At 66.1% G+C, this 25,584-nt stretch carries 15 protein-coding genes, 6 tRNA genes and 1 other RNA gene; 15 read left to right on the top strand and 7 right to left on the bottom strand.

Features of this window, described 5'->3' with window-relative positions; all coding sequences use genetic code 11:
• Positions 1-228 precede the first annotated feature (228 nt).
• The 7 genes from gltX (at position 229) to ACZY0R_RS29420 (ending at position 3,693) form a co-directional block, all read left to right on the top strand.
• Complete coding sequence (gene gltX / locus ACZY0R_RS29450; RefSeq protein ID WP_488863357.1) at positions 229-1,632, top strand: glutamate--tRNA ligase; 1,404 nt, start codon at positions 229-231, stop codon at positions 1,630-1,632.
• Between the two features lie 265 nt (positions 1,633-1,897).
• Positions 1,898-1,973, top strand: a tRNA-Ala gene (locus ACZY0R_RS29445).
• A gap of 108 nt (positions 1,974-2,081) precedes the next feature.
• A tRNA-Glu gene (locus ACZY0R_RS29440) sits at positions 2,082-2,157 on the top strand.
• Between the two features lie 69 nt (positions 2,158-2,226).
• Positions 2,227-2,303, top strand: a tRNA-Asp gene (locus ACZY0R_RS29435).
• A gap of 985 nt (positions 2,304-3,288) precedes the next feature.
• Positions 3,289-3,364 (top strand) — tRNA-Ala (locus ACZY0R_RS29430).
• Positions 3,365-3,471: 107 nt separating this feature from the next.
• Positions 3,472-3,547 (top strand) — tRNA-Glu (locus ACZY0R_RS29425).
• A 69-nt stretch (positions 3,548-3,616) separates the two neighbouring features.
• Positions 3,617-3,693: transfer RNA gene (locus ACZY0R_RS29420), tRNA-Asp, on the top strand.
• Between the two features lie 907 nt (positions 3,694-4,600).
• Here the strand turns inward: ACZY0R_RS29420 and ACZY0R_RS29415 are convergent.
• The 6 genes from ACZY0R_RS29415 to trxA all read right to left on the bottom strand — a co-directional run bounded on the left by ACZY0R_RS29415 (position 4,601) and on the right by trxA (position 11,319).
• Positions 4,601-5,953, bottom strand: coding sequence for an MATE family efflux transporter (locus ACZY0R_RS29415; protein WP_488863355.1), 1,353 nt, complete (start codon positions 5,951-5,953; stop codon positions 4,601-4,603).
• Between the two features lie 61 nt (positions 5,954-6,014).
• Complete coding sequence (locus tag ACZY0R_RS29410; protein ID WP_488863353.1) at positions 6,015-7,802, bottom strand: ArnT family glycosyltransferase; 1,788 nt, start codon at positions 7,800-7,802, stop codon at positions 6,015-6,017.
• Positions 7,803-8,056: 254 nt separating this feature from the next.
• Positions 8,057-8,320: a type B 50S ribosomal protein L31 gene (locus tag ACZY0R_RS29405; protein WP_017225511.1), complete on the bottom strand. Its 264-nt coding sequence runs from the start codon at positions 8,318-8,320 to the stop codon at positions 8,057-8,059.
• Between the two features lie 183 nt (positions 8,321-8,503).
• Entirely contained in the window at positions 8,504-9,355 is an 852-nt protein-coding gene (locus ACZY0R_RS29400) for a M90 family metallopeptidase (RefSeq protein WP_441627416.1), read from the bottom strand.
• A 184-nt stretch (positions 9,356-9,539) separates the two neighbouring features.
• The gene (rho, locus tag ACZY0R_RS29395; protein ID WP_035868076.1) at positions 9,540-10,802 is read right to left on the bottom strand and encodes a transcription termination factor Rho; all 1,263 of its coding nucleotides are present in this window, start codon (positions 10,800-10,802) and stop codon (positions 9,540-9,542) included.
• A 190-nt stretch (positions 10,803-10,992) separates the two neighbouring features.
• Positions 10,993-11,319: a thioredoxin TrxA gene (gene trxA, locus ACZY0R_RS29390; RefSeq protein ID WP_010814265.1), complete on the bottom strand. Its 327-nt coding sequence runs from the start codon at positions 11,317-11,319 to the stop codon at positions 10,993-10,995.
• 520 nt (positions 11,320-11,839) lie between these two features.
• On the opposite strand from trxA, the gene ACZY0R_RS29385 reads away from it, so the two are divergent.
• The 3 genes from ACZY0R_RS29385 (at position 11,840) to ACZY0R_RS29375 (ending at position 18,786) form a co-directional block, all read left to right on the top strand.
• On the top strand, positions 11,840-12,106 hold the full coding sequence (locus tag ACZY0R_RS29385; RefSeq protein WP_035868090.1) for a hypothetical protein: 267 nt from the start codon (positions 11,840-11,842) through the stop codon (positions 12,104-12,106).
• Positions 12,107-12,229: 123 nt separating this feature from the next.
• On the top strand, positions 12,230-15,163 hold the full coding sequence (locus ACZY0R_RS29380) for a PD-(D/E)XK nuclease family protein (RefSeq protein WP_488863348.1): 2,934 nt from the start codon (positions 12,230-12,232) through the stop codon (positions 15,161-15,163).
• On the top strand, positions 15,160-18,786 hold the full coding sequence (locus ACZY0R_RS29375) for a UvrD-helicase domain-containing protein (protein WP_488863346.1): 3,627 nt from the start codon (positions 15,160-15,162) through the stop codon (positions 18,784-18,786). Before ACZY0R_RS29380 ends, ACZY0R_RS29375 begins: the two co-directional genes overlap by 4 nt.
• Before the next feature lie 251 nt (positions 18,787-19,037).
• Here the strand turns inward: ACZY0R_RS29375 and ffs are convergent.
• Positions 19,038-19,136, bottom strand: an RNA gene (ffs, locus tag ACZY0R_RS29370) — signal recognition particle sRNA small type.
• Positions 19,137-19,318: 182 nt separating this feature from the next.
• On the opposite strand from ffs, the gene ACZY0R_RS29365 reads away from it, so the two are divergent.
• The 5 genes from ACZY0R_RS29365 (at position 19,319) to recR (ending at position 25,555) form a co-directional block, all read left to right on the top strand.
• Positions 19,319-21,817, top strand: a complete 2,499-nt coding sequence (locus ACZY0R_RS29365) for an adenosylcobalamin-dependent ribonucleoside-diphosphate reductase (protein ID WP_488863344.1) — start codon at positions 19,319-19,321, stop codon at positions 21,815-21,817.
• Positions 21,818-21,900: 83 nt separating this feature from the next.
• Entirely contained in the window at positions 21,901-24,183 is a 2,283-nt protein-coding gene (locus ACZY0R_RS29360; protein ID WP_488863342.1) for a DNA polymerase III subunit gamma/tau, read from the top strand.
• Between the two features lie 84 nt (positions 24,184-24,267).
• Positions 24,268-24,600, top strand: coding sequence for a YbaB/EbfC family nucleoid-associated protein (locus ACZY0R_RS29355; protein ID WP_035874797.1), 333 nt, complete (start codon positions 24,268-24,270; stop codon positions 24,598-24,600).
• A 20-nt stretch (positions 24,601-24,620) separates the two neighbouring features.
• Positions 24,621-24,944: an antibiotic biosynthesis monooxygenase family protein gene (locus ACZY0R_RS29350; RefSeq protein ID WP_488863340.1), complete on the top strand. Its 324-nt coding sequence runs from the start codon at positions 24,621-24,623 to the stop codon at positions 24,942-24,944.
• Positions 24,941-25,555: a recombination mediator RecR gene (gene recR, locus ACZY0R_RS29345; RefSeq protein WP_488863338.1), complete on the top strand. Its 615-nt coding sequence runs from the start codon at positions 24,941-24,943 to the stop codon at positions 25,553-25,555. The genes ACZY0R_RS29350 and recR overlap by 4 nt, the downstream gene beginning before the upstream one ends.
• Positions 25,556-25,584: the final 29 nt, after the last annotated feature.

Below are 25,584 nucleotides of genomic sequence, written 5' to 3'. Positions count from 1 at the left end.
ATGGCGTAGTCGGCACAGCCAGCGCGGGGAGGGCGGAAAGTGCCGCCCACGTCGGCCGCGCGTTCCACGCGACAGCATTCAGACCGGGCACAGCATAAATGATTCCACGTGGCCGGGCCCTTCCCGCGCGAACCGGGGCGGCTGGCAGCGCCCTGCTTGCTATAATACGGCGATCCTACACCCCGGCCTGCGCGCATTCGTGCGCGGGCTTTTTTGTTTCATTCCTCTATGACACAACGCGTCCGCACCCGCTTCGCGCCGAGCCCGACCGGCTTCATTCACCTCGGCAATATCCGCTCCGCACTCTACCCCTGGGCCTTTGCACGCCGCATGAAGGGCGATTTCATCCTGCGCATCGAAGACACGGACGTCGAGCGTTCGTCTCAGGAGTCGGTGGACGTGATCCTGGAGGGGATGGCCTGGCTCGAGCTCGATATCGACGAAGGCCCGTTCTATCAGATGCAGCGCATGGATCGCTATCGCGAGGTGGTCAAGCAGATGCTGGGCAGCGAGCTGGCCTATCCCTGCTACATGAGCACGGAGGAACTCGACGCGCTACGTGACGCGCAGCGCGAGCGCGGAGAGAAGCCGCGCTATAACGGCTTCTGGCGCCCCGAGCCGGGCAAGGTCCTGCCGGAGCCGCCGGCCGGGGTGCAGCCAGTGATCCGTTTCAAGAATCCCATTGGCGGCAGCGTGGTATGGGACGACGCGGTCAAGGGGCGCATCGAGATCTCGAACGACGAGCTCGACGACCTGGTGATCGCCCGCCCGGACGGCACGCCCACCTATAACTTCTGCGTGGTGGTCGATGACCTCGATATGCGGATCACCCACGTGATTCGCGGCGACGATCACGTCAACAACACACCGCGGCAGATCAACATCATCCGCGCACTCGGCGGTACGCCGCCTGTCTATGCCCACTTGCCGACCGTGCTCAACGAGCAGGGCGAAAAGATGAGCAAGCGCCATGGCGCAATGGCCGTGACCGGCTATCGCGACGAAGGCTATCTGCCCGAGGCCGTGCTCAACTACCTGGCCCGCCTGGGCTGGGCGCATGGCGACGCCGAGATATTCTCGCGCGAGCAGTTCGTCGAGTGGTTCGACCTGGAGCACCTGGGCAAGTCGCCGGCGCAGTACAACCCCGAGAAGCTGGCCTGGCTCAACAACCACTACATCAAGGTGGGCGACAACGCGCGCCTGGCCGGGTTGACCCAACCGTTTATCGAGGCGCTGGGCGGCAAGGTGGAGGGCGCCAGTCTGGAAGGTGTCATCGCGCTGGTGAAGGATCGTGCCAATACCCTGAAGGACGTGGCGCAGGCGGCGATGCTGTTCTATCGCGGAGAGCCGCAGGCGGACCCGGCGCTCAAGGCCGAGCATCTCAACGCCGAGATCCTGCCGGCGCTGCAGGCCCTGGCCGTACGGCTGGCGGCCCTGACGGAGTGGAAGCGGGAGGACATCAGCGCAGCATTCAAGGCCGTGCTGGCCGAGTTCGGCCTGAAGATGCCTAAGCTGGCCATGCCGGTGCGCCTGCTGGTGGCAGGACAGTTGCAGACCCCCGCCATTGACGCCGTGCTGGAGTTGTTCGGGCGCGACATCGTGCTGCGTCGCATCCAGGCCGGACTCGCCTGAGGAAATTTGCAAAAAATCTTGGTGGGGGCTTGCGCTTCTGCCAGGACTTGAGCATAATCTCGTTCTCCCTGCAGCGCGGACAAAAACCAAGCGGGCTTAACGGATGGAAGCGATAGGTAGTAATCCCGCAGTAATGTGGGTCGCTGAAAAAGTTAAAAAAGGGTTGTCGAAAGGCAGGGTTGTTTATATAATCTTGCTTTCGCTGAAACGAAGAAACAAACGCGAAGCGACAGCGGTAGGTAGTGAATAAGTAATGCTGTACCATGGGGCTATAGCTCAGCTGGGAGAGCGCTTGCATGGCATGCAAGAGGTCAGCGGTTCGATCCCGCTTAGCTCCACCAAAATGCCGGAGGTTTTGATTTTAGTGAATCGAGACTTTCAGTGTGGTGAAGATCTGCTTGTTAAGGTCTTCGTCGCGCAAGACGGAACAAGTTGAAAGACAAGTTTCTGTCCCCTTCGTCTAGAGGCCTAGGACATCACCCTTTCACGGTGAGTACAGGGGTTCGAATCCCCTAGGGGACGCCAAATAACGAACGTAACCAAACGTTCGGTTTGTCGTCAGGAGCGTTCGCTCGTGGTGATAAGTAAGAGTATGGAGTGGTAGTTCAGTTGGTTAGAATACCGGCCTGTCACGCCGGGGGTCGCGGGTTCGAGTCCCGTCCACTCCGCCAAAACTAAACCCGCATGGTTATGCCATGCGGGTTTTTTCTTGTGCGCCCAGCATGGGCGCACTCCTGCGGGTGTAAGTCCCGCCATAAGCTGGTCACGGCGAATGAAGTGAAGCGCAACCGCATGAGGGCGACCGAGTGTGGGGAGGAAGCGTGGAGCGTAAATCGCGAGCCGATGGACAAGAACTGCATAGAAGGCGCTGCCGAGCAGGGCGAGCGGGCAAGAAACCGCGAAGCTCTTGTGACCAAGGCGAAGTGGCGTAAATGCAGCGGCTGTGCGGTGAAGGAGTGCGTTCTTACCTGGGGAGGCCTCGCCTCATGCCTGAAAGGGCAACGACGTCGAGTCGGAGCGAGGAGTCAGCAGAGGCCAAAGTAGTTGGGCGGCGTGGCTGGGAAAGCTAAAGCTGCCGGCGAAGGGCCGAAGGAATGGGAGGGGGAGCCCTCTGGTTATCGGAAGTGAAGCGCCTCAGATGTTCGCGAGAGCGAAGCTCGTCGGTAGGGTGGATAGGGTGAAGCCCGACAGGCCCCGGCAGCGAGGAATCAGTTCCGCCGAACCGGACAAAGGCAAGCCTGGGCGTCGGGTCGGGAGCAACACAAGCCTGACGACCTCAACCATTCCAACCGCCTGGTGCGGACCCGCATGCCAGGTGGTGTGGGAGGGGACCGGTCAGATTACCTGACCGCCCCTATCCCGATTTGCCGTCCGGTAATTACCCTGGTAGCTCGTTGATAATCTCCGGCTAGTCGACGTCGATCGTGCGTGGCTGTGCGCGGCGCATTAATCGCGGTGGTGTTTCCTGGGCGGCAGGGCATTATTCCGGTAGTGCTCCGCTATAGCCCCGCATGACCCCGCCCTTAATCGATTCGCTACCCAAAAGGGGTTGTCAAAGAGCAAAGTTGTTTATATAATCTTGTCTTCGCTGAAACGAAGACAACAAACGCGAAAACGACGGCGGTGGTAAGCCGCGATGCAGCAAGGTAGTACCATGGGGCTATAGCTCAGCTGGGAGAGCGCTTGCATGGCATGCAAGAGGTCAGCGGTTCGATCCCGCTTAGCTCCACCAAATGCCGGAAGTTTCGAGTTTAGTGAATCGAGGCTTCCAGTGCGGTGAAGATCTGGTTGTTAAGGTCTTCGGCACGCAAGACGGAACAAGTTGAAAAACAAGTTCTTGTCCCCTTCGTCTAGAGGCCTAGGACATCACCCTTTCACGGTGAGTACAGGGGTTCGAATCCCCTAGGGGACGCCAGATAACGAACGTAACCAAACGTTCGGTTTGTCGTCAGGAGCGTTCGCTCGTGGTGATAAGTAAGAGTATGGAGTGGTAGTTCAGTTGGTTAGAATACCGGCCTGTCACGCCGGGGGTCGCGGGTTCGAGTCCCGTCCACTCCGCCAAAACTAAACCCGCATGGTTATGCCATGCGGGTTTTTTCTTGTGCGCCCAGCATGGGCGCACTCCTGCGGGTGTAAGTCCCGCCATAAGCTGGTCACGGCGAATGAAGTGAAGCGCAACCGCATGAGGGCGACCGAGTGTGGGGAGGAAGCGTGGAGCGTAAATCGCGAGCCGATGGACAAGAACTGCATAGAAGGCGCTGCCGAGCAGGGCGAGCGGGCAAGAAACCGCGAAGCTCTTGTGACCAAGGCGAAGTGGCGTAAATGCAGCGGCTGTGCAGTGAAGGAGTGCGTTCTTACCTGGGGAGGCCTCGCCTCATGCCTGAAAGGGCAACGACGTCGAGTCGGAGCGAGGAGTCAGCAGAGGCCAAAGTAGTTGGGCGGCGTGGCTGGGAAAGCTAAAGCTGCCGGCGAAGGGCCGAAGGAATGGGAGGGGGAGCCCTCTGGTTATCGGAAGTGAAGCGCCTCAGATGTTCGCGAGAGCGAAGCTCGTCGGTAGGGTGGATAGGGTGAAGCCCGACAGGCCCCGGCAGCGAGGAATCAGTTCCGCCGAACCGGACAAAGGCAAGCCTGGGCGTCGGGTCGGGAGCAACACAAGCCTGACGACCTCAACCATTCCAACCGCCTGGTGCGGACCCGCATGCCAGGTGGTGTGGGAGGGGACCGGTCAGATTACCTGACCGCCCCTATCCCGATTTGCTGTCAGGTATTCGCCCTGACAGTCTTCCGATAATCTCCAGCCATTCGGCGCCGCTCGCGCAGTGACTGCGAGTGTGTATTATTCGGCTCTGCCTTTCCGGGACAGTTGGACATTATTTGCGTTGCGATTGCGGGCGGATTGCCTGCTGTCCCGCACATGCCTGCCGGGTCACAGGCATAATCCATCCGGCATGCGCGTCAGGGTGCGGGCTTAACCGTCATGGCGACGGCTGACGGTAACGAAGTAGCGCACCAGCAACGAGCCGGCGATGGCCAGGCTGATGCTGTTGGCCATCCAGAACCCCGCGGCGCCAAGCGTGAAGGCTGGCAGGGAGCCGATCAGGCCAAAACCAAGCACGTAACCGCCACCCAGGCCGACGCCCCAGAGGGACAGCGCATAGATCAAGGTCGGCACCAGTGCAATCTTGTAGGCGCGCAGAATGAATGCCGTCATGACTTGTACCGCATCGAAGGCCTGGTAGAAGGCAATGAAGAGCATCAGCGGCAGGGCGGCGCCGACCACCGCCGGGTCCTTGGCATAGGCATGCAGCAGCGGCTCGCGCAGGATCCACAGCATGCCGCCGACCATGATCGCCAGCGCTGCCGCCAGGCGGATCCCGTGCCGGGCGATGCGGCGTGCCGCCGCCCGGTCGCGCGCGCCAAGGGATTGCGCCACCAGCGTCGAGGTGGCGATTGCCAGTGACAGCGGCAACATGTAGGCCACCGCGCCGAGGTTGGCAATGATCTGGTGCCCGGCCAGCACGACGGTGCCCATGCGCGTGATGAAGATCGACATCAGCGTGAACGAGGTGATCTCGATCAGGTAGGTCAGTCCCATTGGCATACCCAGCCGCAGCAGCGCGCGGATCGGCCGCGCCTGCGGCCATGCCCAGCTGGAAAATATCTGCAAGGGACGGTACGCCGCGTTGCGCCGCAGGATCAGGACGCCCGAGATGCACCAGATCCAGCTGATCAGCGCCGAAGCGAGCGCGCAGCCGGGTCCGCCCATGGCCGCGAGGCCGAAGCCGCCGCCGATGAACCAGGCATTGAGCGGAATCTTCACTGCCAGCCCGGCAAGCTGCAGCACCGTCACCATTACCGGACGCGACAAGGCATTGTTCAGCGCGGAATAGATGCGAAAGCCCAGCGCGGCCGGCAAACCGAAGGCCTGGAGATGCAGGTAGCGCGTTGCCTTCTCAACCAGTTCGGGCGGCGCCTGGGCAAAATCCAGCAGCGGACCGGGGAACAAGAGCAGCAACATGCCAGGCACGGCCAGCGCAAGTCCAAGCCAGGCGGCTTGCCTGACCTCGCTGCCGATCTCGGCACTGCGCCCGGCCCCATGGAGCTGGCCGGCAATCGGGGCAAGCGCCTGCAATACGCCCATCAGGCTGATGTAGATCGTGACGTAAATCGATCCGCCCAGTCCCACCGCCGCCAGGTCGATCGCCGAGGCGCGTCCCGCCATGATGGTATCGATCACGCCAAAGGCGATCACCGCGAGCTGGCCGACCAGGACCGGCGCGGCCAGCACCGAGATCCGGCGGATATCCTGGAGTGCGGTCATGCGGCGTGCCGTTGCCTGGGAGCGGAGTACCAGCGATCTCGTCGAACCATCCGCATCCGCCTCAGGGATGGCGGGGCAGCCTGCGCGTAGGCGGGCTGGACTTGGACGGCGCTACGCGGGACATGTCAACCAGGCGATACATGCGGAAGCGCTCATCGCGGTCGGAGGGGCGGCGGCCTTCCCAAATCAGCCGCCATTCGAAATGCGAGATGCTGGTGGGCTCGCCGTAATCGACCGGATCATGGCGCAGCAGGATGTCGCATTCGTCCGCCGGGCCGCCAAAGCGGATATGGCCGAAATACGCGAACGACGCCAGTTGCGCATCGCCCATCCGGATCGGCTGCACGCAGTTATAAGTGGCGGGCAGCGCCATCGAAGCGGCTTGCGCCACGTCGCGATAGGTCTTGCCGTAGTTGATCGATGGCATCCACAGGGTCATCGCCAGCACCCACATCAACGTGGTGCCGGCGGCCGAGATCACCACGGGGCGCCAGATCTGCTTGGGTGCGCGCGACAGCCGCCAGCGCACGATCAGGATCCAGGCCGCCGTTACCAGCAGCGCATATACCACCGCGCGGATAGTGAAGTCTTCCTGGAAACCCGGCAGCAGGCGGTGGATATTGGCGGCAATGCGCGGCGGCTGGCCCGTCGTCCTGGCGATCCACATGAACCAGACAAAGCCGCCGAAGATGGTGAAAAACAGCAGGGCGAACCAGTCGATTGCATTGATGGCCGCGCGCGTTAGCGTTGGCAGGCCGAATGCAGCCAGTACCGCCATCGGCGGCAGCAGCAGGATGAACTGCACATCGCCCGGCTGGCGCAGCAGGAACAGCATCAGCAGCGGCGGCAGCAGCATGGCAAGCGGCAGCGCCACATGCGGCGCACGGCGCATCCCCGACCAGCTCAACCAGGCCCAGCCGGCAATCGGCCATACCGGCCAGGTGAACAGCAGCAGGTTGCGTGCGATGAAGTTGAGCGCGGTGGCATTCGGCGCGCCATAGGTGCGGCGGTCGTAGCGCGACCACTCGCGGATAAAGGTCACGGCGTCGCTGGGGTCGGTGGCGCCGAAGTAGGCGGCGGCCATCCAGGCCGCCACCATTGCAAGCGCCAGCGGCACGCTCACCAATAACAGGCGCGGCAGGGGCAGGGGCTTGCAAGCCAGGCCGCAGAAGATGATCGACGCGAGCAGCACCAGCGGGATGACCGGTCCGCTGGACAGGGTCAGCGCGCCAAGCCCGACGCCCAGCCAGATGCCGCCCTGGACCGGCTTGTCCAGGCTGCGCACCATGCCGTACAGGCTCATGGCGACGAAGCAGACCTGGCCCACCTGCGGCGTGGTCTCGTGGCCGCGCATGGCCAGGCCGACGCAGGCCAGGAAGATCAGCAAGGCACCGTCGGCCAGCGTGCGGCCGTAGTCGCGCGCATTGGGCTGGCCGCCGAAGACATAGGCAAAGGGCTGTACCTCGGCGCGCCGGCCAAGCAGGTAGGTGGCGTACCAGATCAGGGCGCAGGTGCCGAAGTAGAAGAGTGCGGTGGCCACGCGCGACGCGTCCGGCGCGCCGAGCCAGCCGCCAAACAGCCGGATCATGACGGCGCCGACCCAGAATACCAGGGGGCCGTCTTCGCCATAGGGGCGGCCCGCGATATTGGGCATGAGCCAGTCCTGCGCGCCCCCGGTGGCCAGTTGCCACATCACACCGAAACCGGCCGCGTCCTCATTCTTCCACGGGTCGCGGCCAAACAGGCCGGCCAGGCCGTAGATGATGCAGATGGCCAGCAATAGCGCGCGCGGAAGCGTGCCGGTGGCGGCTGCGGTCAGGTGGACACGGGAAGTCTTGGCTGCACTCATTGATCGGTTGGGCTTGGGGCGGCCGGGACGGGCGCTCCCGGTTTGGCTACATCCGGCTCATTCGCATGGGGCACCGCCGATGCGGGCGGAGTATGTAATGGTATCGGACGAAGTGCGCCCGGCGCTGGCGCGAAAGGCACCAATCCGCGCGAGGGCTGCAAAAGCAAAGAGGCAGCCGATGCTGCCTCTTTGCTTGGGTGCGCGGCGCCGGAGCATCTTGTCCGAAGCCGTGCAGCGAGCGGGCTCGCGGCGAATTACTTCGCGGCGGCCTTGCCCAGCTTGCTGCCGAACTTCTGGCGGAACTTCTCGACGCGGCCGGCCGTGTCCATGATCTTCTGGGTGCCGGTGTAGAACGGGTGCGATTCCGACGAGACTTCGATCTTGGCCAGCGGGTATTCCTTGCCGTCGCGGGTGATCGTGTCGCGCGTCTGGATGGTCGAGCGGGTCACAAAGCTGAAGTCGTTCGACACGTCGAGGAACACGACTTCGCGATAATTCGGGTGAATGCCTTCTTTCATGATGTTTCCTTTCAGGTTGGGTAGCCAGTCCGTTGTTTGCCGCGCTGCTGCCGGGTATTGCGGCGAACGAACCACTTGCCGATAACGGACAATCCGGGATTATCGCAGAAAAACAAAAAGCTGGGCAAGATTTGAATGCGCCAGCAGGAGGATGGGCGAGCACGCCAAAAAATTGACTTTGCGTCACATGGAGCCCGGATCCTGGCGGTAGAACGCCGCCAGCGAGTCATAGAGGGCAGGCCAATATCGACGCAGGCCAACCGGCTCGACAAAGAATGTCTCCGATGCCACCGCGAAGAACTCGCTGGGTGCCTCGCAGCCATAGGGGTCGATCACGCGCAGCGCGGGCGGAAGCCGCTCCGGATGATCCCAGGCATGGTCGGATTGCCTGTCGCAGGCCTCCGCGAAGCGGTCGTATTCGGACAGGAAGGTCTCGGCCCACTGCTCGCGGTCGATGCCCGGGTGGAGTACGCGCGAGAACGGCGGCACGCCGTCGGGCTCGCCATCGAGCATGTCGAGCTTGTGGGCGAACTCGTGGATGACCACGTTATAGGTGTCGTCCGGGTGGGCGTGGCGCGCGTTCAGGCCGGCGCCCGGGGTCTTCACGTCGGGCCAGGAAAGGATGACCGGGCCGTGTTCCCAGGCTTCGCCGCTGGCTTCCTCGACCACGCCGTGCACCAGCCCGATATCGTCCTCGACGGTACGGCGGATGACGAACTCGCCAGGGTAAAGCACGATGCCGCGCCAGCCCCGATACCACTCGATGCCCAGCCTGAGGATGGGCACGCAGGCCTGCACCGCCACGATCGTCACCATTTCATCGGTAAGAGGCAGGTTGTGCGCGGTGGAGTATTCCTTTTCGGCGATGAAGAGCGTGGCAAGTTCGCGCAAGGCCGCGAGGTCGGCGGCGCCATAGCGCTGCACGAAGGGCAGGCTCGCCACCGTGTGTGCCCACAGCGCGTCGGGGATCGCGTAGTGCTCGAGTTTGCGCACGCGTGAGCGCGCACGCAGGAAGTGGCTCAGTCGGCCGAACATGGGACTCCTGCAGGTGTGGCATCGAGGTGGCGCGCGCATGAAGCAGGACGCGGGATCCAAAGCCAGGTCAGGACATCGGCAAGCAATGCATCGTAGTGCAAAAATGCAAAAAGGGCGCGCCGAGGCACGCCCTTCCTGTGCGACAACCAGCGCGCGAACCAGCCGCGCGCGGCACAGCGAACGATCAGCCGCCTCTGCGCATCATATCGAAAAACTCGGCGTTGTTCTTGGTCGCCTTCATCTTGTCGAGGATGAATTCCATGGCCTGCACTTCGTCCATATCCGAGATGAACTTGCGCAGCACCCACACCTTCTGCAGGATATCCGGCTTGATCAGCAATTCCTCGCGGCGGGTGCCGGACTTGTTCAGGTTGATCGACGGATAGACGCGCTTTTCCGCGAGGCGACGTTCCAGGTGCACTTCCATATTGCCAGTGCCCTTGAATTCTTCGTAGATCACGTCGTCCATGCGGCTGCCGGTTTCGATCAGCGCGGTGGCGATGATGGTCAGCGAGCCGCCTTCTTCCAGGTTACGCGCGGCGCCGAAGAAACGCTTGGGGCGTTGCAGCGCGTTGGCGTCCACGCCGCCGGTCAGCACCTTGCCCGAAGCCGGCACCACCGTGTTGTAGGCGCGTGCCAGGCGGGTGATCGAGTCCAGCAGGATCACCACGTCGCGCTTGAGCTCGACCAGGCGCTTGGCCTTTTCGATCACCATTTCGGCAACCTGCACGTGGCGGATGGCGGGCTCGTCGAAGGTCGACGCCACCACTTCACCACGCACCGAGCGCAGCATTTCGGTCACTTCTTCCGGCCGTTCGTCGATCAGCAGCACGAACAGGTCGGCTTCCGGATGGTTGTTGGCAATCGCATGGGCGATGTGCTGCAGCATCACGGTCTTGCCTGACTTGGGCGATGCCACCAGCAGCGCGCGCTGGCCGCGGCCGATCGGCGCGATCATGTCGATGATGCGGCCGGTGATGTTTTCCTCGGCGCGGATTTCGCGTTCGAGCGTGAGCGGCCGGTTCGGGTGCAGCGGCGTCAGGTTCTCGAACATGATGCGGTTCTTCACCGCTTCAGGCGCCTGGCCGTTGACCTTGTCCACCTTCACCAGCGCGAAATAGCGCTCGCCGTCCTTCGGGGTCCGTACTTCGCCCTCGATCGTATCGCCGGTATGCAGATTGAAGCGGCGGATCTGCGAAGGGCTGATGTAGATGTCGTCCGTGCTTGCCAGGTAGGAGGTCTCGGGCGAGCGCAGGAAGCCGAAGCCGTCCGGCAGGACTTCCAGCGTGCCGTCTCCGAAGATGGTTTCGCCCAGCTTGGCGCGCTTCTTCAGGATCGCAAACATCAGCTCCTGTTTGCGCATCCGTTGTGCATTGTCGATCTCGAGGGTCGCGGCCATTTCGAGAAGCGCAGACACGTGAAGCGATTTGAGTTCTGTCAGGTGCATAGACGAGGGGTACAGAGGCGCCCGGACGGGCTGGACCTAAAGGAAGGGGGAAGAAATGAGCGAACGCTCGGGGAAGTTGTTGGTGCCATCTTAGCACAATCCGGACGGTGCGCCAGGACTGGCGCACGGACGTCGGATTGTGGCTACAACCGGGGCGGCGCCTGGCGGCACCTCGCCCCGGGCAAGCGACTTACAGATTGCCGTCGAGGAAAGCAGTCAGTTGCGACTTGGACAGCGCGCCGACCTTCTGCGCGGCAACCGCGCCATTCTTGAACAGGATCAGGGTGGGAATACCGCGGATGCCGAACTTGGCCGGCACTTGCTGGTTTTCATCGACGTTGATCTTGGCGATCTGCAGCTTGTCGCCGTAGTCCTTGGCCACTTCGTCCAGGATCGGGGCGATCATCTTGCACGGGCCGCACCATTCGGCCCAGAAGTCGAGCAGGACGGGCTTGTCGGACTGGAGCACGTCGGCGTCGAAGGAGGCGTCGCTCACATACTTGATTTGTTCACTCATGGCGGAAAACCTCTGGTTTCGCTCTGTTTGATTTGAAGGCGGGATTTGCCGAACCGCTACATTACACGAGTTTGCGCATACCCGTAGGCAGGCGCATCACCCGGTGCGTGCGGGCCCGAGCGAGGGGCACGCCACGGAAAGGCGAGTTTTGCTCATATGTTACCAGTTGACGGGAATTCAATACCTTCCCCGTCAAGGTCACGGTGCGTTGCCATACACGGCGGGGAAAGACATTTTTGTGCGGCGAAGCATGGAGGCATTCTGCCCCGGAAGGCAGGGCCTGTTGAGTGATTCTATTAATCGGGGCGAGAGCTTTTCTCAATCGGGGGCTGCGGCAAAGGCCGGTGCGGCGCGGTCGGCGTATGATTTATCGGACACTTCGCCTTGGTGCCGCATGGCCTGACGCGAGCGCTCCCTTGCGTGTTCGCGAATGTGCGGCGCGCCGGGGCGCGTAGAATACAAGCATGCGCCAGGCCTTGCGCCCGGCGCCTTCCCGCGCAACAGACAAGGCAAATCGACCATGACGCCAGACACCCCTTCCAAGCCCGATCCGCAACAGCCGCCCGAAGTGGGACACCTGAGCGACGCGCTGGATCACATCAATAGCGCGGTCGAACAGAACAGCATTGCCGGCGGCGCGGCCAAGGGCCTTCTGTACAGCATCATCGAGACGCTGGGCGCGCTGGTCGGCGACCCCGACCTTCCCGAGCATGCACGCTCCGGCTACCAGGGCTTGCTCGAGACCGCGCGCGAGATCCGCGCCCGCCTGGAGGGCGGCAGCCACTGAAGACCCTCGGGGTTTTCCCGTATTTTTCAAGTTGCCCGAGCGCGCTGCCCGGCTTGCCGGCCAGGCGGCGCGTGCCTGCGCGCCGCGCGCCATGACTTCCGATCCGGCCGCCACACTCGCTTCATGACTTCGCTGCAATTCCGTCCCGGCCCCGACTTCCTGCCGCAGGCTGCCGCTTCGGCCTGGTATTTTCTCGACCATTGCGGGGAGCAGCAAGCTGCCGCGCACGTGGTAGTGCCCACCGCGGCGCAGATTCCCGGCGTGCGGCAGGCGCTGGATGCCGCCGCGCGCGCTGCCGGCGCGCCGCGCCTGCTGCCGCGCGTGCTCACGCTTGGCCACTGGTTGCTCGATTTGCCGCCCGACCCGGTGCCGGTGCGCAGTCATGCGGCCCGGCTGCTGGCGGTGCAGCAGGCCATCCGCGCGCAGGACTGGCTGCGGCGTGCCTTCGGTGCGCAGACCGAGGCCGCGGCGTGGGGGCTGGCGCAGACGCTGCTGACCATCAGCGACGAACTGAGCGCGCGCTGGCTCGACGACGACGCCATCCGCGATGAAGACATCGATGGCGACGACCGCGCCGCGCTGCTGCAAGGCGCGCTGGAACGAACCTACGCACATTTGTCGTCGCGCTTCCTTGGCGAGGAGGCGCGCATCGTGATGGCTTTCTGGCAAGCCTTGTCGGGCCCGGACGATCCGCTGCCGGCGCGCCGCCGCGTTCTGCACCGGCTGGCCCAGCACGTGGCGGGGCCGGTGATCTGGCTGGGGCCGACTCCGCCCACGCCGATCGAGGACGCGTTCCTGAAGCAGGCCGCCGAACTCGTGCCGGTGATCCGCATTGGCTATGACTGGTCGGCGCAGTCAACGCCGTCGGAGAGCCGCGCGCCCGATGCTGGCGGGGATAATGAAGACCCCGCGGCAGGGGCATTCGACTGGTACGACACCCTGCTGGCCCTGTGGCCGGAGGCCAGGTTGCCGGGCGCGCAGGAAGCCGCGCCGCGCCGCGCGCCGCGCGACCTGCCGGCCGGGCGGCCGCGCGTGCGCGTGATCGGCAGCGCGCGCTTCGAGGACGAAGCCGGCGCCGCCGCCGACCAGCTTGTGCAGTGGCTCAACGAAGGCCGGCGCCACGTAGCTCTGGTTGCGCACGATCGCGTGGTGGCTCGGCGCGCGCGCGCCTTGCTGGCGCGCGCCGGCGCGCCGGTGCGCGACGAAACGGGCTGGAAACTCTCAACCACGCGCGCCGCCGCCGCACTGATGCGCTGGTTTGATCTGCTCAACCAGGACGGCGATACCTCGGCCCTGCTCGACCTGCTCAAGAGCCCGTTTTGCCTGCCGGATTTCCCGTTGCGCGGCGCGGCCATCGCCGCGCTGGAGCGGCAGATTCGCCGCGACGGCATCAGTGGCGGGTGGCGCCGCCTGCAGCAGCGTTTCAGTCCGGACACCGCGGACGAATCACGCGCGAGCACAAATGAAGCCAGCACCGGCGATGACGCGGAGCAGGACGCCCGCCGCGCGGCGCGGCAGGCCGCGTGCGAGCTGGTGCAGTGCCTTGCGGCCGAAGCCGCAGCCTGGCCGCGCGGCAAGGCGCAGAAACCGGTGTCGACCTGGCTGGAGCGGCTCGATGCCACGCTCGACGTGATCGGCATGCGCAATGCGCTGGCCGCGGACGATGCGGGCAGCCAGCTACTCGATGCGCTGGCGCGCCTTGCAGACCTGCCGCAGGACGAGACGGGCGCGCTCGCCACGCTCGATCTCGGCGAATTCCGCTCCATGCTGTCGGCCTTGCTCGAATCGGTCGCTTACAAGGAGCCCTCGGCCAGCGGCGCCGCGCGCATCACCATCCTGCCGCTCAACGGCGCGCGCATGCGGCGCTTCGATGGCGTGGTGGTGGTGGGGTGCGACGATACGCAGCTACCCTCCAGCGCGGCGGAACTGATGTTCTTCTCCAACCAGATGCGGCGCGAACTGGCGCTGGAAGATCGCGAGGTGCGCTTTGCACAGCAGGCGCGCGATCTTGCCGAGGTCCTGCTGAATAACGATGACGTCGTGCTGACCTGGCAACGCCTTGGCGCGCGCGGCGAGCCCAAGCACGTGTCGGGCTGGATCGAGCGCCTCAGCGCGCTGTGCTCGCGGGCGGGCGCGCCCATCGAGGCGAGTGCCTTGCCGGCGCTGCACGAGACCTTCGCCGAGGTGGGCGGAATGCCCGCGCCAGCGGCTTCGGAACTGGTGCCCGCGCGCTGGAGCGCGCAGGCGTACAACATGCTGCGGCGCTGTCCCTACCAGTTCTTCGCGGGCCGCATGCTCGGGCTGGCCGGGCTGGAGGTCGTCAGCGACGATCTGGAGAAACGCGATATCGGCGAGCTGTTGCACCGCGTGCTGTTGCGCTACCACCGCGAGGCATCGCAGGACGGCTTGCGCCACCAGGACGCCCGGCTGGCGCGGCTGCGCGAGATTTCCGACCACGAGTTCGGCGCGCTGATGAAGGAAGACGGCAACGCCATCGGTTATTACCGCCGCTGGTGCGAAGTGCTGCCTTCCTACGTGGCATGGCAGGCTGAACGCGAGGCGCAAGGCTGGTTCTGGGACGATGGCGAGCTGGACGCCACCGTCGACCTGCCCATGCCCGATGGCCGGCCGCTGCGCGTCAACGGCCGCATCGACCGGCTCGACCGCGCCCGCGATGGCAGCCGCGCGGTGCTCGATTACAAGACGCAGAGCGTGCTGCGTCTTAAGCGCAAGGTAGGGGACGTGGAAGAGGATTGCCAGTTGCCATTCTATGGATTGCTGCGCGCCGACGTTGCCGGTGGCAGCTGGGTGGCGCTTGAGGGCGCGAAGGACGGCCCGCCCGCGTCCCAGCGCGAGGTTGGCTTGCCTGACTTTGACGCTGCGGTGGCCTGGCTCGAGCAGCAGTTGCGCACCGACGTGATGCGCTTGCGCCAGGACGCGCCGCTGCCGGCTTTCGGCGATGCCAGCGCATGCACCTACTGCACGGCCCGGGGCCTGTGCCGCAAGGGTTTCTGGGAAAGCACGGCGTTGCCGCCGCAGTTGGGAGGGCACGCATGAGCACCCATGCCTATTTGCGCGATGGCGAGCCGATTGCGGAGGCTGAGTTCACGCGCGCGGCCTGCGACCCCGCCCGCTCGGTGGTGGTCGAGGCCTGCGCGGGCAGCGGCAAGACCTGGCTGCTGGTGGCGCGCTTGTTGCGCCTGTTGCTGGCTGGCGCGGCGCCGCACGAGATCCTCGCCATCACCTTCACGCGCAAGGCCGCCGAGGAAATGCGCGAGCGCCTGCTGGAAGTGCTCGCGCAACTCGCGCGTGACGACGACGAGGCGGTGATCGCCGCGCTGACGCAGCGCGGGCTTTCCCCCGACGCGGCACGCGCGGCACTGCCGCGCGCCCGCGGCCTGCACGCGCAGGTGCTCGCCGCGCCCGGCCGCATGGCCATCGATACGTTCCACGGCTGGTTTGGCACCCTGCTGCGCGGGGCGCCGCTGGCGTCGGGCATCGTGCCAGGCGCCACGCTGCGCGAAGACGCGCTGCGCATGAAGCGCGAAGCGTGGGCACCGTTCTGGCAGGCGCTGGCAACACCGCCGTACGCCGACCTGCGCGCGGCGTTCGAGCGGCTGGTCGACGCCATCGGCGAGTTCCAGGCGCGCGCGCTGCTCGATGCCATGTTCCACGCGCGCAGCGAGTGGCTGGCGTTCCGCGAGAATGCCGATCCTGCGCAGGCGCTCGCCGCCGACCTTGGCGAGGATGCGCAGGTCGACGTGCTGCTCGAAGTACTGGCCGACGACAGCTGGCTCGACGCTTGCCAGGGCCTTGCCTCGCAGTTGGGCAGGGGCGGCAAGACCGAGCAGGCGCATGCCACGCGGCTGGCTGATGCGATCATGGCGATCCGCGCCTGGCGCGAGGCGGGTGCCGCAGGAGACGAGCCCGCCGAGCGCGCTTTCGCGGTACTGCGCGATGCGTTCTTCACTGCGGCGGGCAAGCCGCGCTCGCTGCGTGCCACCGCGGCACTGACCAAGGCGCTGGGCGGCGAGGCGATGGTCGATGCGTTCCTGGCCGAGCACGGCGAGATGTGCGCCGCGCTGGAGCAGGTGGCGCAGCGCCGTTGCGAGGCCGCGGTGCTGGCGGTCAACCTTGCGCTCTACCACTTGGGCGATGCGCTGCTGACGCGCTACCAGCACCACAAGTCCGAGCAGCGCGCGATGGACTTCGCCGACCTGGAGTGGCTGGCCGCGCGGCTGATGCGCGATGAAGAGACCGCCACCTACCTGCAGGTCCGGCTCGATGCACGCTACCGCCACCTGCTGCTCGACGAGTTTCAGGACACCAACCCGCTGCAATGGCGAATCCTGCAGGGCTGGCTGGCCGGCTACGCCGGGCTGGGCGAACGGCCTACGGTGTTTCTGGTGGGTGACCCCAAGCAATCGATCTATCGCTTCCGCCGCGCCGATGCGCGGCTGTTCCAGACCGCCAGCGAGATGCTGCAGTCCGGTTTTGGCGCCACGGTGCTGCGCACCAACCGGACCCGCCGCAATCGCCCCGAGGTGCTGGACTGGGTCAACGCCGTGTTCGATGCCGCGCGTGCCGACGGCCGCTATCCGCTGTTCGAGACGCAGACTACCGCACTCGGCGAGCCGGGTGGGCCGGTGTGGCTGCTGCCACTGGTCGAGCCCGAGGAAGAGGCGGGGGGCAACCCCGGTACGCCGGAGGGCGAAGCCACCGATGAAGCCGGCGAGGCCGTCCCGAACGCCGCAACGCACCGCGATACGCTCACCCAGCCGCGACAGCATGAGGGCGATTCGCTGCGGCTCGAAGAGGGCAGGCGCGTGGCCGCCTGGCTGCGGCATATCCGCGCCACCGTGCCGGTCGCCGATAGCGATGGCCCGCGGCCCGCGCGCTGGAGCGACGTGCACTTGCTGGTGCGCCGCAAGACCCATCTGGCGGAATACGAACGCGCCTTCCGCGAGGCCGGCATCCCGTGCCTGAGCCCGCGCCGGGGCGGCTTGCTGGCCACGCTCGAGGCGCTCGACCTGTCGGCGCTGCTGGCCTTCCTGATGACGCCGGAATCCGATCTGGACCTGGCTCATGTGCTGAAAAGCCCGCTGGTGGGCGCCACTGACGAAGACCTGATTGCTATCGCGCAGATGACACAGGCGCGCGAGCCGCGGCCGGGATGGTGGGCCTGCCTGATGGAGCAAGGGCTTCCCGAGTTCAGCAGCCCCGCGCTGCGCGACGGAATCGCGCGGCTGCGCCACTGGCTGGAAGTGGCGCCGCATCGCCCGGTGCATGACCTGATCGACCACATCTACCACGGCGGCGAAGTACGCCGCCGCTATGCCGAAGCCGCGCCTGCTGAGATCCGCGACCAGGTGCTGGCGAACCTCGATGCCTTCCTGAAGCTTTCGCTCGATCTTGACGGCGGCCGCTACCCGAGCTTGCCGAAGTTCATCGACGAACTGCAGGAAATCCGCCGCGGCGAAGAAGGCGAGAGCCCGGACGAAGGCGGCATGGCCGACAACGCCGAGGATGCCGAGGGCGAAGCCGATGCCGACGCCACCGACAACGCACAGGACGCGGTCCACATTCTCACCGTGCATGCGGCCAAGGGCCTGGAGGCCCCGTTCGTCGTGTTGCTGGACGCGAACCACAGCGATGCCGCCGCGGACCGGGGTGGCATCTTGATCAATTGGCCGCCGTCGTCGCCGGTGCCGGTGCATTTCTCCGCGTATGGCAAGCGCAGCACGCGCGGGCTGGCACGCGCGCCCTTGTTCGAGGCCGAGGCCGCGCTGGCCGAGCGCGAGAACTGGAACCTGCTCTATGTGGCGATGACGCGCGCGCGGCAGGGCTTGCTGGTGAGCGGCGTCAAGGGTCGCGCGTCGCGCAGCGCCGACAGCGGCGAAGGCAATCGCGAGATCGCGGGAAGCTGGTATGCGAGATTGCTGTCAGCCAGGGTCGGCGAGGAAGTCGGTCCCTTTCCGCCGGCCAGCGCGCAGGACGTGGCAGGCGCCGCGTCAGGCAACGATGCACGCGTGCGCTATACGGATTTTCGCCAGCGTTACCGCGAGGCGGCCGAAACGCTGGCACCGGTGCTGGAGTGGGAAGACGAGGCGGCGGAGCAGGGTGCGAACCCGAGCGAGGATGGCCATGCCATCGTGTTCGATGCCGACGCGGCTCGCCATGGCGAATTGCTGCACGCGCTGCTGGAACGCGTGACGCGTTACCCCGAGGCGTTCGAGGGGCTGCCCGAACCCGAGGTGGTCATGCGCTGGTTCCCGCTGGCCGGAGCGGGCACCGCGCAGGCGCGCGCGCTGTGGCGGGACCAGGCGCATGCGGCCGTCGAGGCAGCGCGCCTGATGCTGGAGGCCCCGGCCTTGCGGCCGCTGCTGTTCCCGCATGCGGCCATCAGCGCGCGCAACGAGGTTGAGCTCTACGATGCGCGCGGCCGCCTGCTGCGGATCGACCGTCTGGTGGAGTTCGCCGACCGGGTGGTGATCATCGATTACAAGTTGCGCCTGCTGCCGCAGGAGCACGCCGCCTACGCGCAGCAGCTTGCGCGTTATGTGGCGGCGGTCAGGCCGATGTTCCCAGGGCGGCCGGTCGAGGCTGGCGTGGCTACGGCTGACGGGGAGTGGATTGCGGCGCAGGCGCTGCAGACGGAACGCCAGGGTTCTCTGTTCTAGATATGTCCTGGATCATGACAAGGGCGGGGGAGGCGCGGCAGAATAGCTAACGTCGGCGGCGCGGGCACGGGGGACGAAACTGGCCCCCATGCCGCGGATTCGACGCGGCCGGACTGCCGTGCGGGAATATTCTGCTGAAGGCGGATTGCAACCAGCGGACGATCGGCGCCTGCCGCAAGTGCTTGATGCACATGCGGCAAGAAAGCGCGATGATGCGGGGGGATGCTGCGGATACGACTGGGGAATGTTAGGGGGACGAGCCCGACCCTCGGCACTGGCGGAAAACGGCTGTGGCTGCTTCGTTCCCGACCTGACCAGGTTGACCGCGCCGCCATGCGAGGAGGCCCGTCCGGTCGGCATTGTAACCCAGAGCGGACGGATCGGGCAGATTTCCCGCGAAATTGATTGAGTAAAGCGCATGGCCCAGGCAACGCCAGGGCGTGCAAGGACGAAAACGCGCTAGCCGCCAGCGTCGGGACGCAACGCGGCCCGGCTGGCGGATATGGCAACCGTGACACCAGCGAGACTTGCGATGAATGCCAACGAACAGATGCTCCGTACCACGCTGCCGCACCAGGACATCTCCACCGAAGTCTTGCTGGAGAAGTACGCCAAGGGCAACGAAGCCACCGCCGCCGACGTGCGCCTGCGCGTGGCGCGCGCGCTGGCCGAGGCCGAACCAGAGTCGCAGCGCGAGCACTGGGCCGAGCGTTTCCTGTGGGCGCAAGAGCAGGGCTTCGTGCCTGCCGGACGCATCAACTCCGCGGCAGGCACTCGCATCGAGGCCACGCTGATCAACTGCTTCGTGCAGCCCGTAGGCGATTCGGTATCGGAGCCGGGCGGCGGCAAGCCCAGCATCTACACCGCCGTGGCGCAGGCGGCGGAGACCATGCGCCGCGGCGGCGGGGTGGGTTACGACTTCTCCGCGATACGCCCGGCCGGGGCGCTGGTGCGGGGCACGCACTCGCGCGCCTCGGGGCCGGTGTCCTTCATGAAGGTGTTCGACGCATCCTGCGCCACGGTGGAGTCGGCCGGATCGCGCCGCGGCGCGCAGATGGGCGTGCTGCGCTGCGACCACCCGGATATCGAGGCCTTTATCCACGCCAAGGACCGGGGCGACCTGACCAACTTCAATATCTCGATCGGCGTGAGCGACGAATTCATGCGGGCGGTCGATGCCGGCGGCGAGATCGAACTGGTGCATGAGGCCGAGCCCGCTGCCCAGGCCATTGCCGGCGGCGCCTACCGGCGCGACGACGGCCAGTGGGTTTACCGCCGCGTGCCGGCGCGCCAGCTGTGGGATCAGGTGATGCAGGCCACCTACGATCACGCTGAACCCGGCATCCTGTTCCTGTCCCATATCAACGACGACAACAATCTCTATTACTGCGAGCGAATCGAGGCCACCAATCCCTGTGCGGAGCAGCCACTGCCGTCCTATGGCTGCTGCGACCTGGGCTCGATCGACCTGACCCGCTTCGTGCGCCAGCCCTTTGGCGCGGACAGCCGATTCGATTTCGAAGGATTCGCCGAAGTGGTGCGGCTGGCGGTGCGCATGCTTGACAACGTGCTGGACGTTACCTATTGGCCGCTGCCGGAGCAGCAGGCCGAGGCCCATGCCAAACGGCGCATTGGGCTGGGTTTCCTCGGGCTGGGCAGCGCGCTGGTGATGCTGGGCATCCGCTACGACAGCGAGCCGGGGCGCGAGCTGGCCGCGCGTATCGCACAGGCCATGCGCGATACCGCCTACCTGGCATCGGCCGGACTGGCGCGCGAGAAGGGTGCCTTCCCGCTGTTCAAGGCCAAGGAATACCTGGCTAGCGGTTTCGCGCAGCGCTTGCCGCAAGCCGTGCGCAAGGCGATCGGCCGCGACGGCATCCGCAATTCGCACCTGCTGTCGATCGCCCCGACCGGTACCATCACGCTGGCGTTTGCTGATAACGCCTCGAACGGCATCGAGCCGGCTTTCTCGTGGACCTATAACCGCAAGAAGCGCATGGCAGACGACAGCTACAAGGTATTCGAGGTAGCCGACCATGCCTGGCGCCTCTATCGTCACCTGGGTGGAGATATGGCGCAACTGCCGGACAGTTTCGTCACGGCGCTGCAGATGTCGGCGCTCGATCATATGAAGATGCTGGAGGCGGTGCAGCCCTTTATCGATACCAGCATCAGCAAGACCGTCAACGTGCCTGAGGACTATCCCTATGAGGCCTTCCGCAATCTCTACCTGGAAGCCTGGCGGGCCGGGCTGAAAGGACTTGCCACCTACCGCCCCAACAGCGTGCTGGGGGCGGTGCTGTCGGTGACGCCGCCGCCGGCCGGCCCCGCCGCGGTGGCAACAACCGACGACCCCCTGCGCAAGCCGTTCGAGAGCCGTCCGGTGGGCGATCTCGAAGGGGTGACCTCGAAGGTCGAGTACATGACCTACGAGGGCCACAAGACGGTCTACCTGACCGTGAACTTCATGCGCGTGGCGGGGCTGCTCGACGGCAAGCCGGTGGCGGTGGAGCGTCCGGTCGAGTTCTTCATGCCGGCCGGGCAGCGCAACGACGGCCAGCAGTGGATTACCTCCACCATGCGGCTGCTGTCGATGGTGGCGCGTTCGGGCGGATCGATCGCCAAGGCGCTGGCGGACATGCGCAATGTGGTGTGGGACAAGGGCACGGTGCGTTACGGCGTGCTCCAGCGCCAGGATGGCACCGAGGTACCGCGCTTCCATGATTCCGAGGTGGCGGCGATCGGCTACGCCTTGCAACGCATCCTGATCAAGCGGGGCTTTCTCGACGCCGACGGTGCCCAGGTGCCGGTGGCGGCGCTTTCGGCCCGCCTGGCCGGGCTGGAAGGGCCGGACAGTGGCAGTGCCGGCGGCAGGGTCCCGGCCGGGGCGGTCAGTGCTGGCGGCGGGCCGGCAACAGGGTTGGGGCTGGGCTCGGGCAAGCCTTGTCCGGATTGCGGCGCCCATGCCTTGCACAAGGTCGATGGCTGCGCCAAGTGCGCCAACTGCGGCTATGTCGGCGAATGCGGCTAGCGGCGCGGGGCCCGGCGGTTTGGATCGCGCCGGTCCCGTGAATCCTGCCTGAAGGACGGCCGCCTTTTGCTACAATCGCCGCCATGAGTTATCAAGTGCTAGCGCGCAAATGGCGCCCCCGGGATTTCACCACGCTGGTCGGCCAGGAGCACGTGGTCCGCGCGCTCACGCACGCGCTGGAGCAACAGCGGCTGCACCATGCCTACCTGTTCACCGGCACGCGGGGCGTTGGCAAGACCACGCTGTCCCGGATCCTGGCCAAGGCGCTGAACTGCGTCGGGCCGGACGGCAACGGCGATATCACCGCGCAGCCTTGCGGGGTGTGCAAGGCCTGCACCGAGATCGACAGCGGGCGCTTCGTCGACTACATCGAGATGGACGCCGCCTCCAACCGCGGCGTCGACGAGATGGCCTCCCTGCTCGACAAGGCGGTGTACGCCCCGACGGCGGGGCGCTTCAAGGTCTACATGATCGACGAAGTGCACATGCTGACCAACCACGCCTTCAACGCCATGCTGAAGACGCTGGAAGAGCCGCCCGCGCACGTCAAATTCATCCTGGCCACCACCGACCCGCAGAAGATCCCGGTGACGGTGCTGTCGCGCTGCCTGCAGTTCAACCTCAAGCAGATGCCGCCCGGCCATATCGTCAGCCACCTCGACCACGTGCTGGGCGAGGAGGGCATCGTGCGCGAAGCCAACGCGCTGCGCCTGCTGGCCCAGGCCGCCCACGGCTCGATGCGCGACGCGCTGTCGCTGACCGACCAGGCCATCGCCTACAGTGCCGGCCAGGTGTCCGAGGCCGCCGTGCGCGGCATGCTGGGCGCCATCGACCAGAGCTACCTGGTGCAGTTGCTGGATGCGCTGGCAGCCGAGGATGGCGCCGCCATGCTGGGCGTGGCCGACGGCATGGCCGATCGCAGCCTGTCGTTTGCCGGGGCCTTGCAGGATCTCGCATCGCTGCTGCACAAGATCGCGCTGGCCCAGGCGGTGCCCGCCTCGGTTCAGGAGGAATGGCCGGAAGCGGCGGAAGTGCGCCGCTTTGCAGCTGCGTTCGATGCGCAGGAAGTGCAGTTGTTCTATCAGATCGCCAATCTTGGCCGTAGCGAACTGGCGCTGGCGCCGGACGAGTACGCTGGCTTCACCATGACGCTGCTGCGCATGCTGGCCTTTCGCCCGTCGGCGAGTCCTGCGCCCGTGGCGGGTGGGCAGGGTGGCGGCCAGCTGGTGCCACGCGCGCGCGGCGCTGCCGCGCCGGCGGGCCGGATTGCCGCGGATGCGGCTGCCGCCAGCGCTGCTGTCGTTCCGGCCGCTCCCGCCCTGCGTCCGGCCGCGCCGGTGCAGCCCGATCCCGAGCCAGTCCAGGCACAACAAGCTGCGTCCAGGCCCGTAGCGCCTGCGCCGGCCCCGGTAGCCACGGCACCAATGGCCGCGCCCGCTGCCGCAGGCGGCGCACCGATGTCGCCCGCCCGCGCCGCGCTGGCTGCGGCGCGCCAGGCCTCCGCCGCGCGTGGCGGTGGCGGCTCGCGCCTGCCGCCGCCTGCCGCCGCGCCAGCGGCGCCGCCGGCAGCGCGCCAGCCCTCGGCCCAGCCTTTGCGTCCGCCTGGTCCGCCCGCGACAGCGTCGCGGCCAGCGGCACCCGCTCCGGCTGCAACAACGCCCGTGCGCCGGGAAGCGCCGCCGTCACGGCACGCCGCCATGGAAGCCAATGACGCCGGCCCGGGCAATGATGTGCCGCCGTGGGAAAACGCGGGCAGCAGCGACGTACCGCCGTGGGAGGATCTCCCGCCGGACCTGCCCATGATCGGGCCGTATGACAGCGATCCCGAACCGATGCCGGCGCGCCAGCCCGCGCCGCGCAGCGAAACCGCCACGCGGCCCGCGCCGGTTGCCCGCGCACCGGTCCAGGCCGCGCCGGCCGAACCCGCCGAGCCCGTGCGGATCACGCCGCCGAAACCGCCGGTGGCAGGCGAGGATGGCTCGCCGCCGGCTTTTACCGGCGCCTGGCCGGAGCTGGCTGCCAGCCTGCCCCTCAAGGGCCTGGCGCAGCAGCTTGCCTACCAGAGCGAGCTGGTACAGGTGGTAGGCCGTACTTTCCACTTGCGCGCGCCGGTGGCACCGATTACCGAGGCTGGCGTCGTCGAACGCCTGCAACAGACGCTGGCCGAGCATCTCGGCGTCGAGGTGCGGGTGCAGTGCGAAATTGGCGCGGTGGCCGATACCGCCGCCGCCGCGGATGCCCGGGCCCGTGCCGAGCGCCAGCGCGAGGCCGAAGCCACGATCGCAGGGGACCCTTTCGTGCAGGGTTTGCTGCGCGAGTTCGGCGGCACGATCCTGGAAGGATCGATCCAGCCGCGCGCCGCCTGAGCGCCGCTTATTTTTCAAGGCCGCCGGCGCCCATGACGCGCGGCGGCCCGTAACTTCTATCCAATCGCTAATCAGGAGCATTCCATGATGAAGGGTCAACTGGCCGGGCTGATGAAGCAAGCCCAGCAGATGCAGGAAAACATGAAGAAGATGCAGGAGCAGCTCGCGCTGATCGAGGTCGAGGGCCAGTCCGGCGCCGGCCTGGTCAAGGTGACCATGACCTGCAAGAACGACGTCAAGCGCGTGTCCATCGACCCCAGCCTGCTTGCCGAGGGCGAGGACAAGGAACTGCTGGAAGACCTGGTCGCGGCTGCCTTCAACGACGCCGTGCGCAAGGCCGAGGCCACCTCGCAGGAAAAGATGGGTTCGATGACTTCCGGCCTGCCGCTGCCGCCGGGCTTCAAGCTGCCGTTCTGAGCCAGTTACGGAGCTCGCGCATGATTCTCGAATCCGCAGTGCTGCCGGTGCGCCCGGGCCAGGAAGCCGCCTTCGAGGCGGCCTTCGGGCAGGCGCGCCATATCATCGCGGGCATGCCGGGCTTCCTCGGGCTTGAGTTGCATCGCGGCATCGAACAACCGTCCGATTACCTGCTGACGGTCCGCTGGCGCACGCTGGAAGACCACACCATGGGATTTCGCGGTTCGCCGCAATACCAGCAGTGGAAAGCCTTGCTGCATCATTTCTACGAGCCGTTCCCCACCGTGCAGCATCACACGCCGGTGGTGAGCATGACGGCGCCGACGCTGGGAGGCGCAGCGTGAAAGGCGCCCCCCCGACCTCGCTGCAGGCGCTGATCGAGGCGTTGCGGGTGTTGCCTGGCGTAGGCCCGAAATCGGCCCAGCGCATGGCTTACCACCTGCTGCAGCACGATCGCGAGGGCGCCCGCAAGCTGGGTGACGCGCTGCGCGGCGCTGCCGATGGCATCAAGCATTGCTCGCGCTGCAATACTTTCACCGAGCAGGAAATCTGCTCGACCTGCCTGGACGAACGGCGCGATGCCTCGCTGCTGTGCGTGGTGGAAACCCCGTCCGACCAGATCATGATCGAGCAGACGCTGACCTATCGCGGCCAGTATTTCGTGCTGATGGGCAGGCTCTCGCCGCTCGACGGCATCGGCCCGCGCGAGATCCACCTGGACCGGCTGCTGGCGCGCGCCACGGATCCCGCCATGGGCGGACCCGTGTCGGAGGTGATCGTCGCCACCAATTTCACCAGCGAAGGCGAGGCTACCGCGCACTATGTCGGCGAGATGCTGAAGGCGCGCGGGCTCAAGGTGTCGCGCCTGGCGCGCGGCGTGCCGGTGGGTGGCGAACTCGAATACGTCGATGCCGGCACCATCGCCCGCGCGGTGATGGACCGGCGCTCGCTCTAGCCGTGCCGGACTGCCTCGCCCTGTATCCC

It is taken from the genome of Cupriavidus sp. F041 (assembly GCF_057814235.1).
The sequence above is the reverse complement of the archived record's forward strand: the minus strand, read 5'-3'. Positions and strand labels throughout refer to the sequence as shown.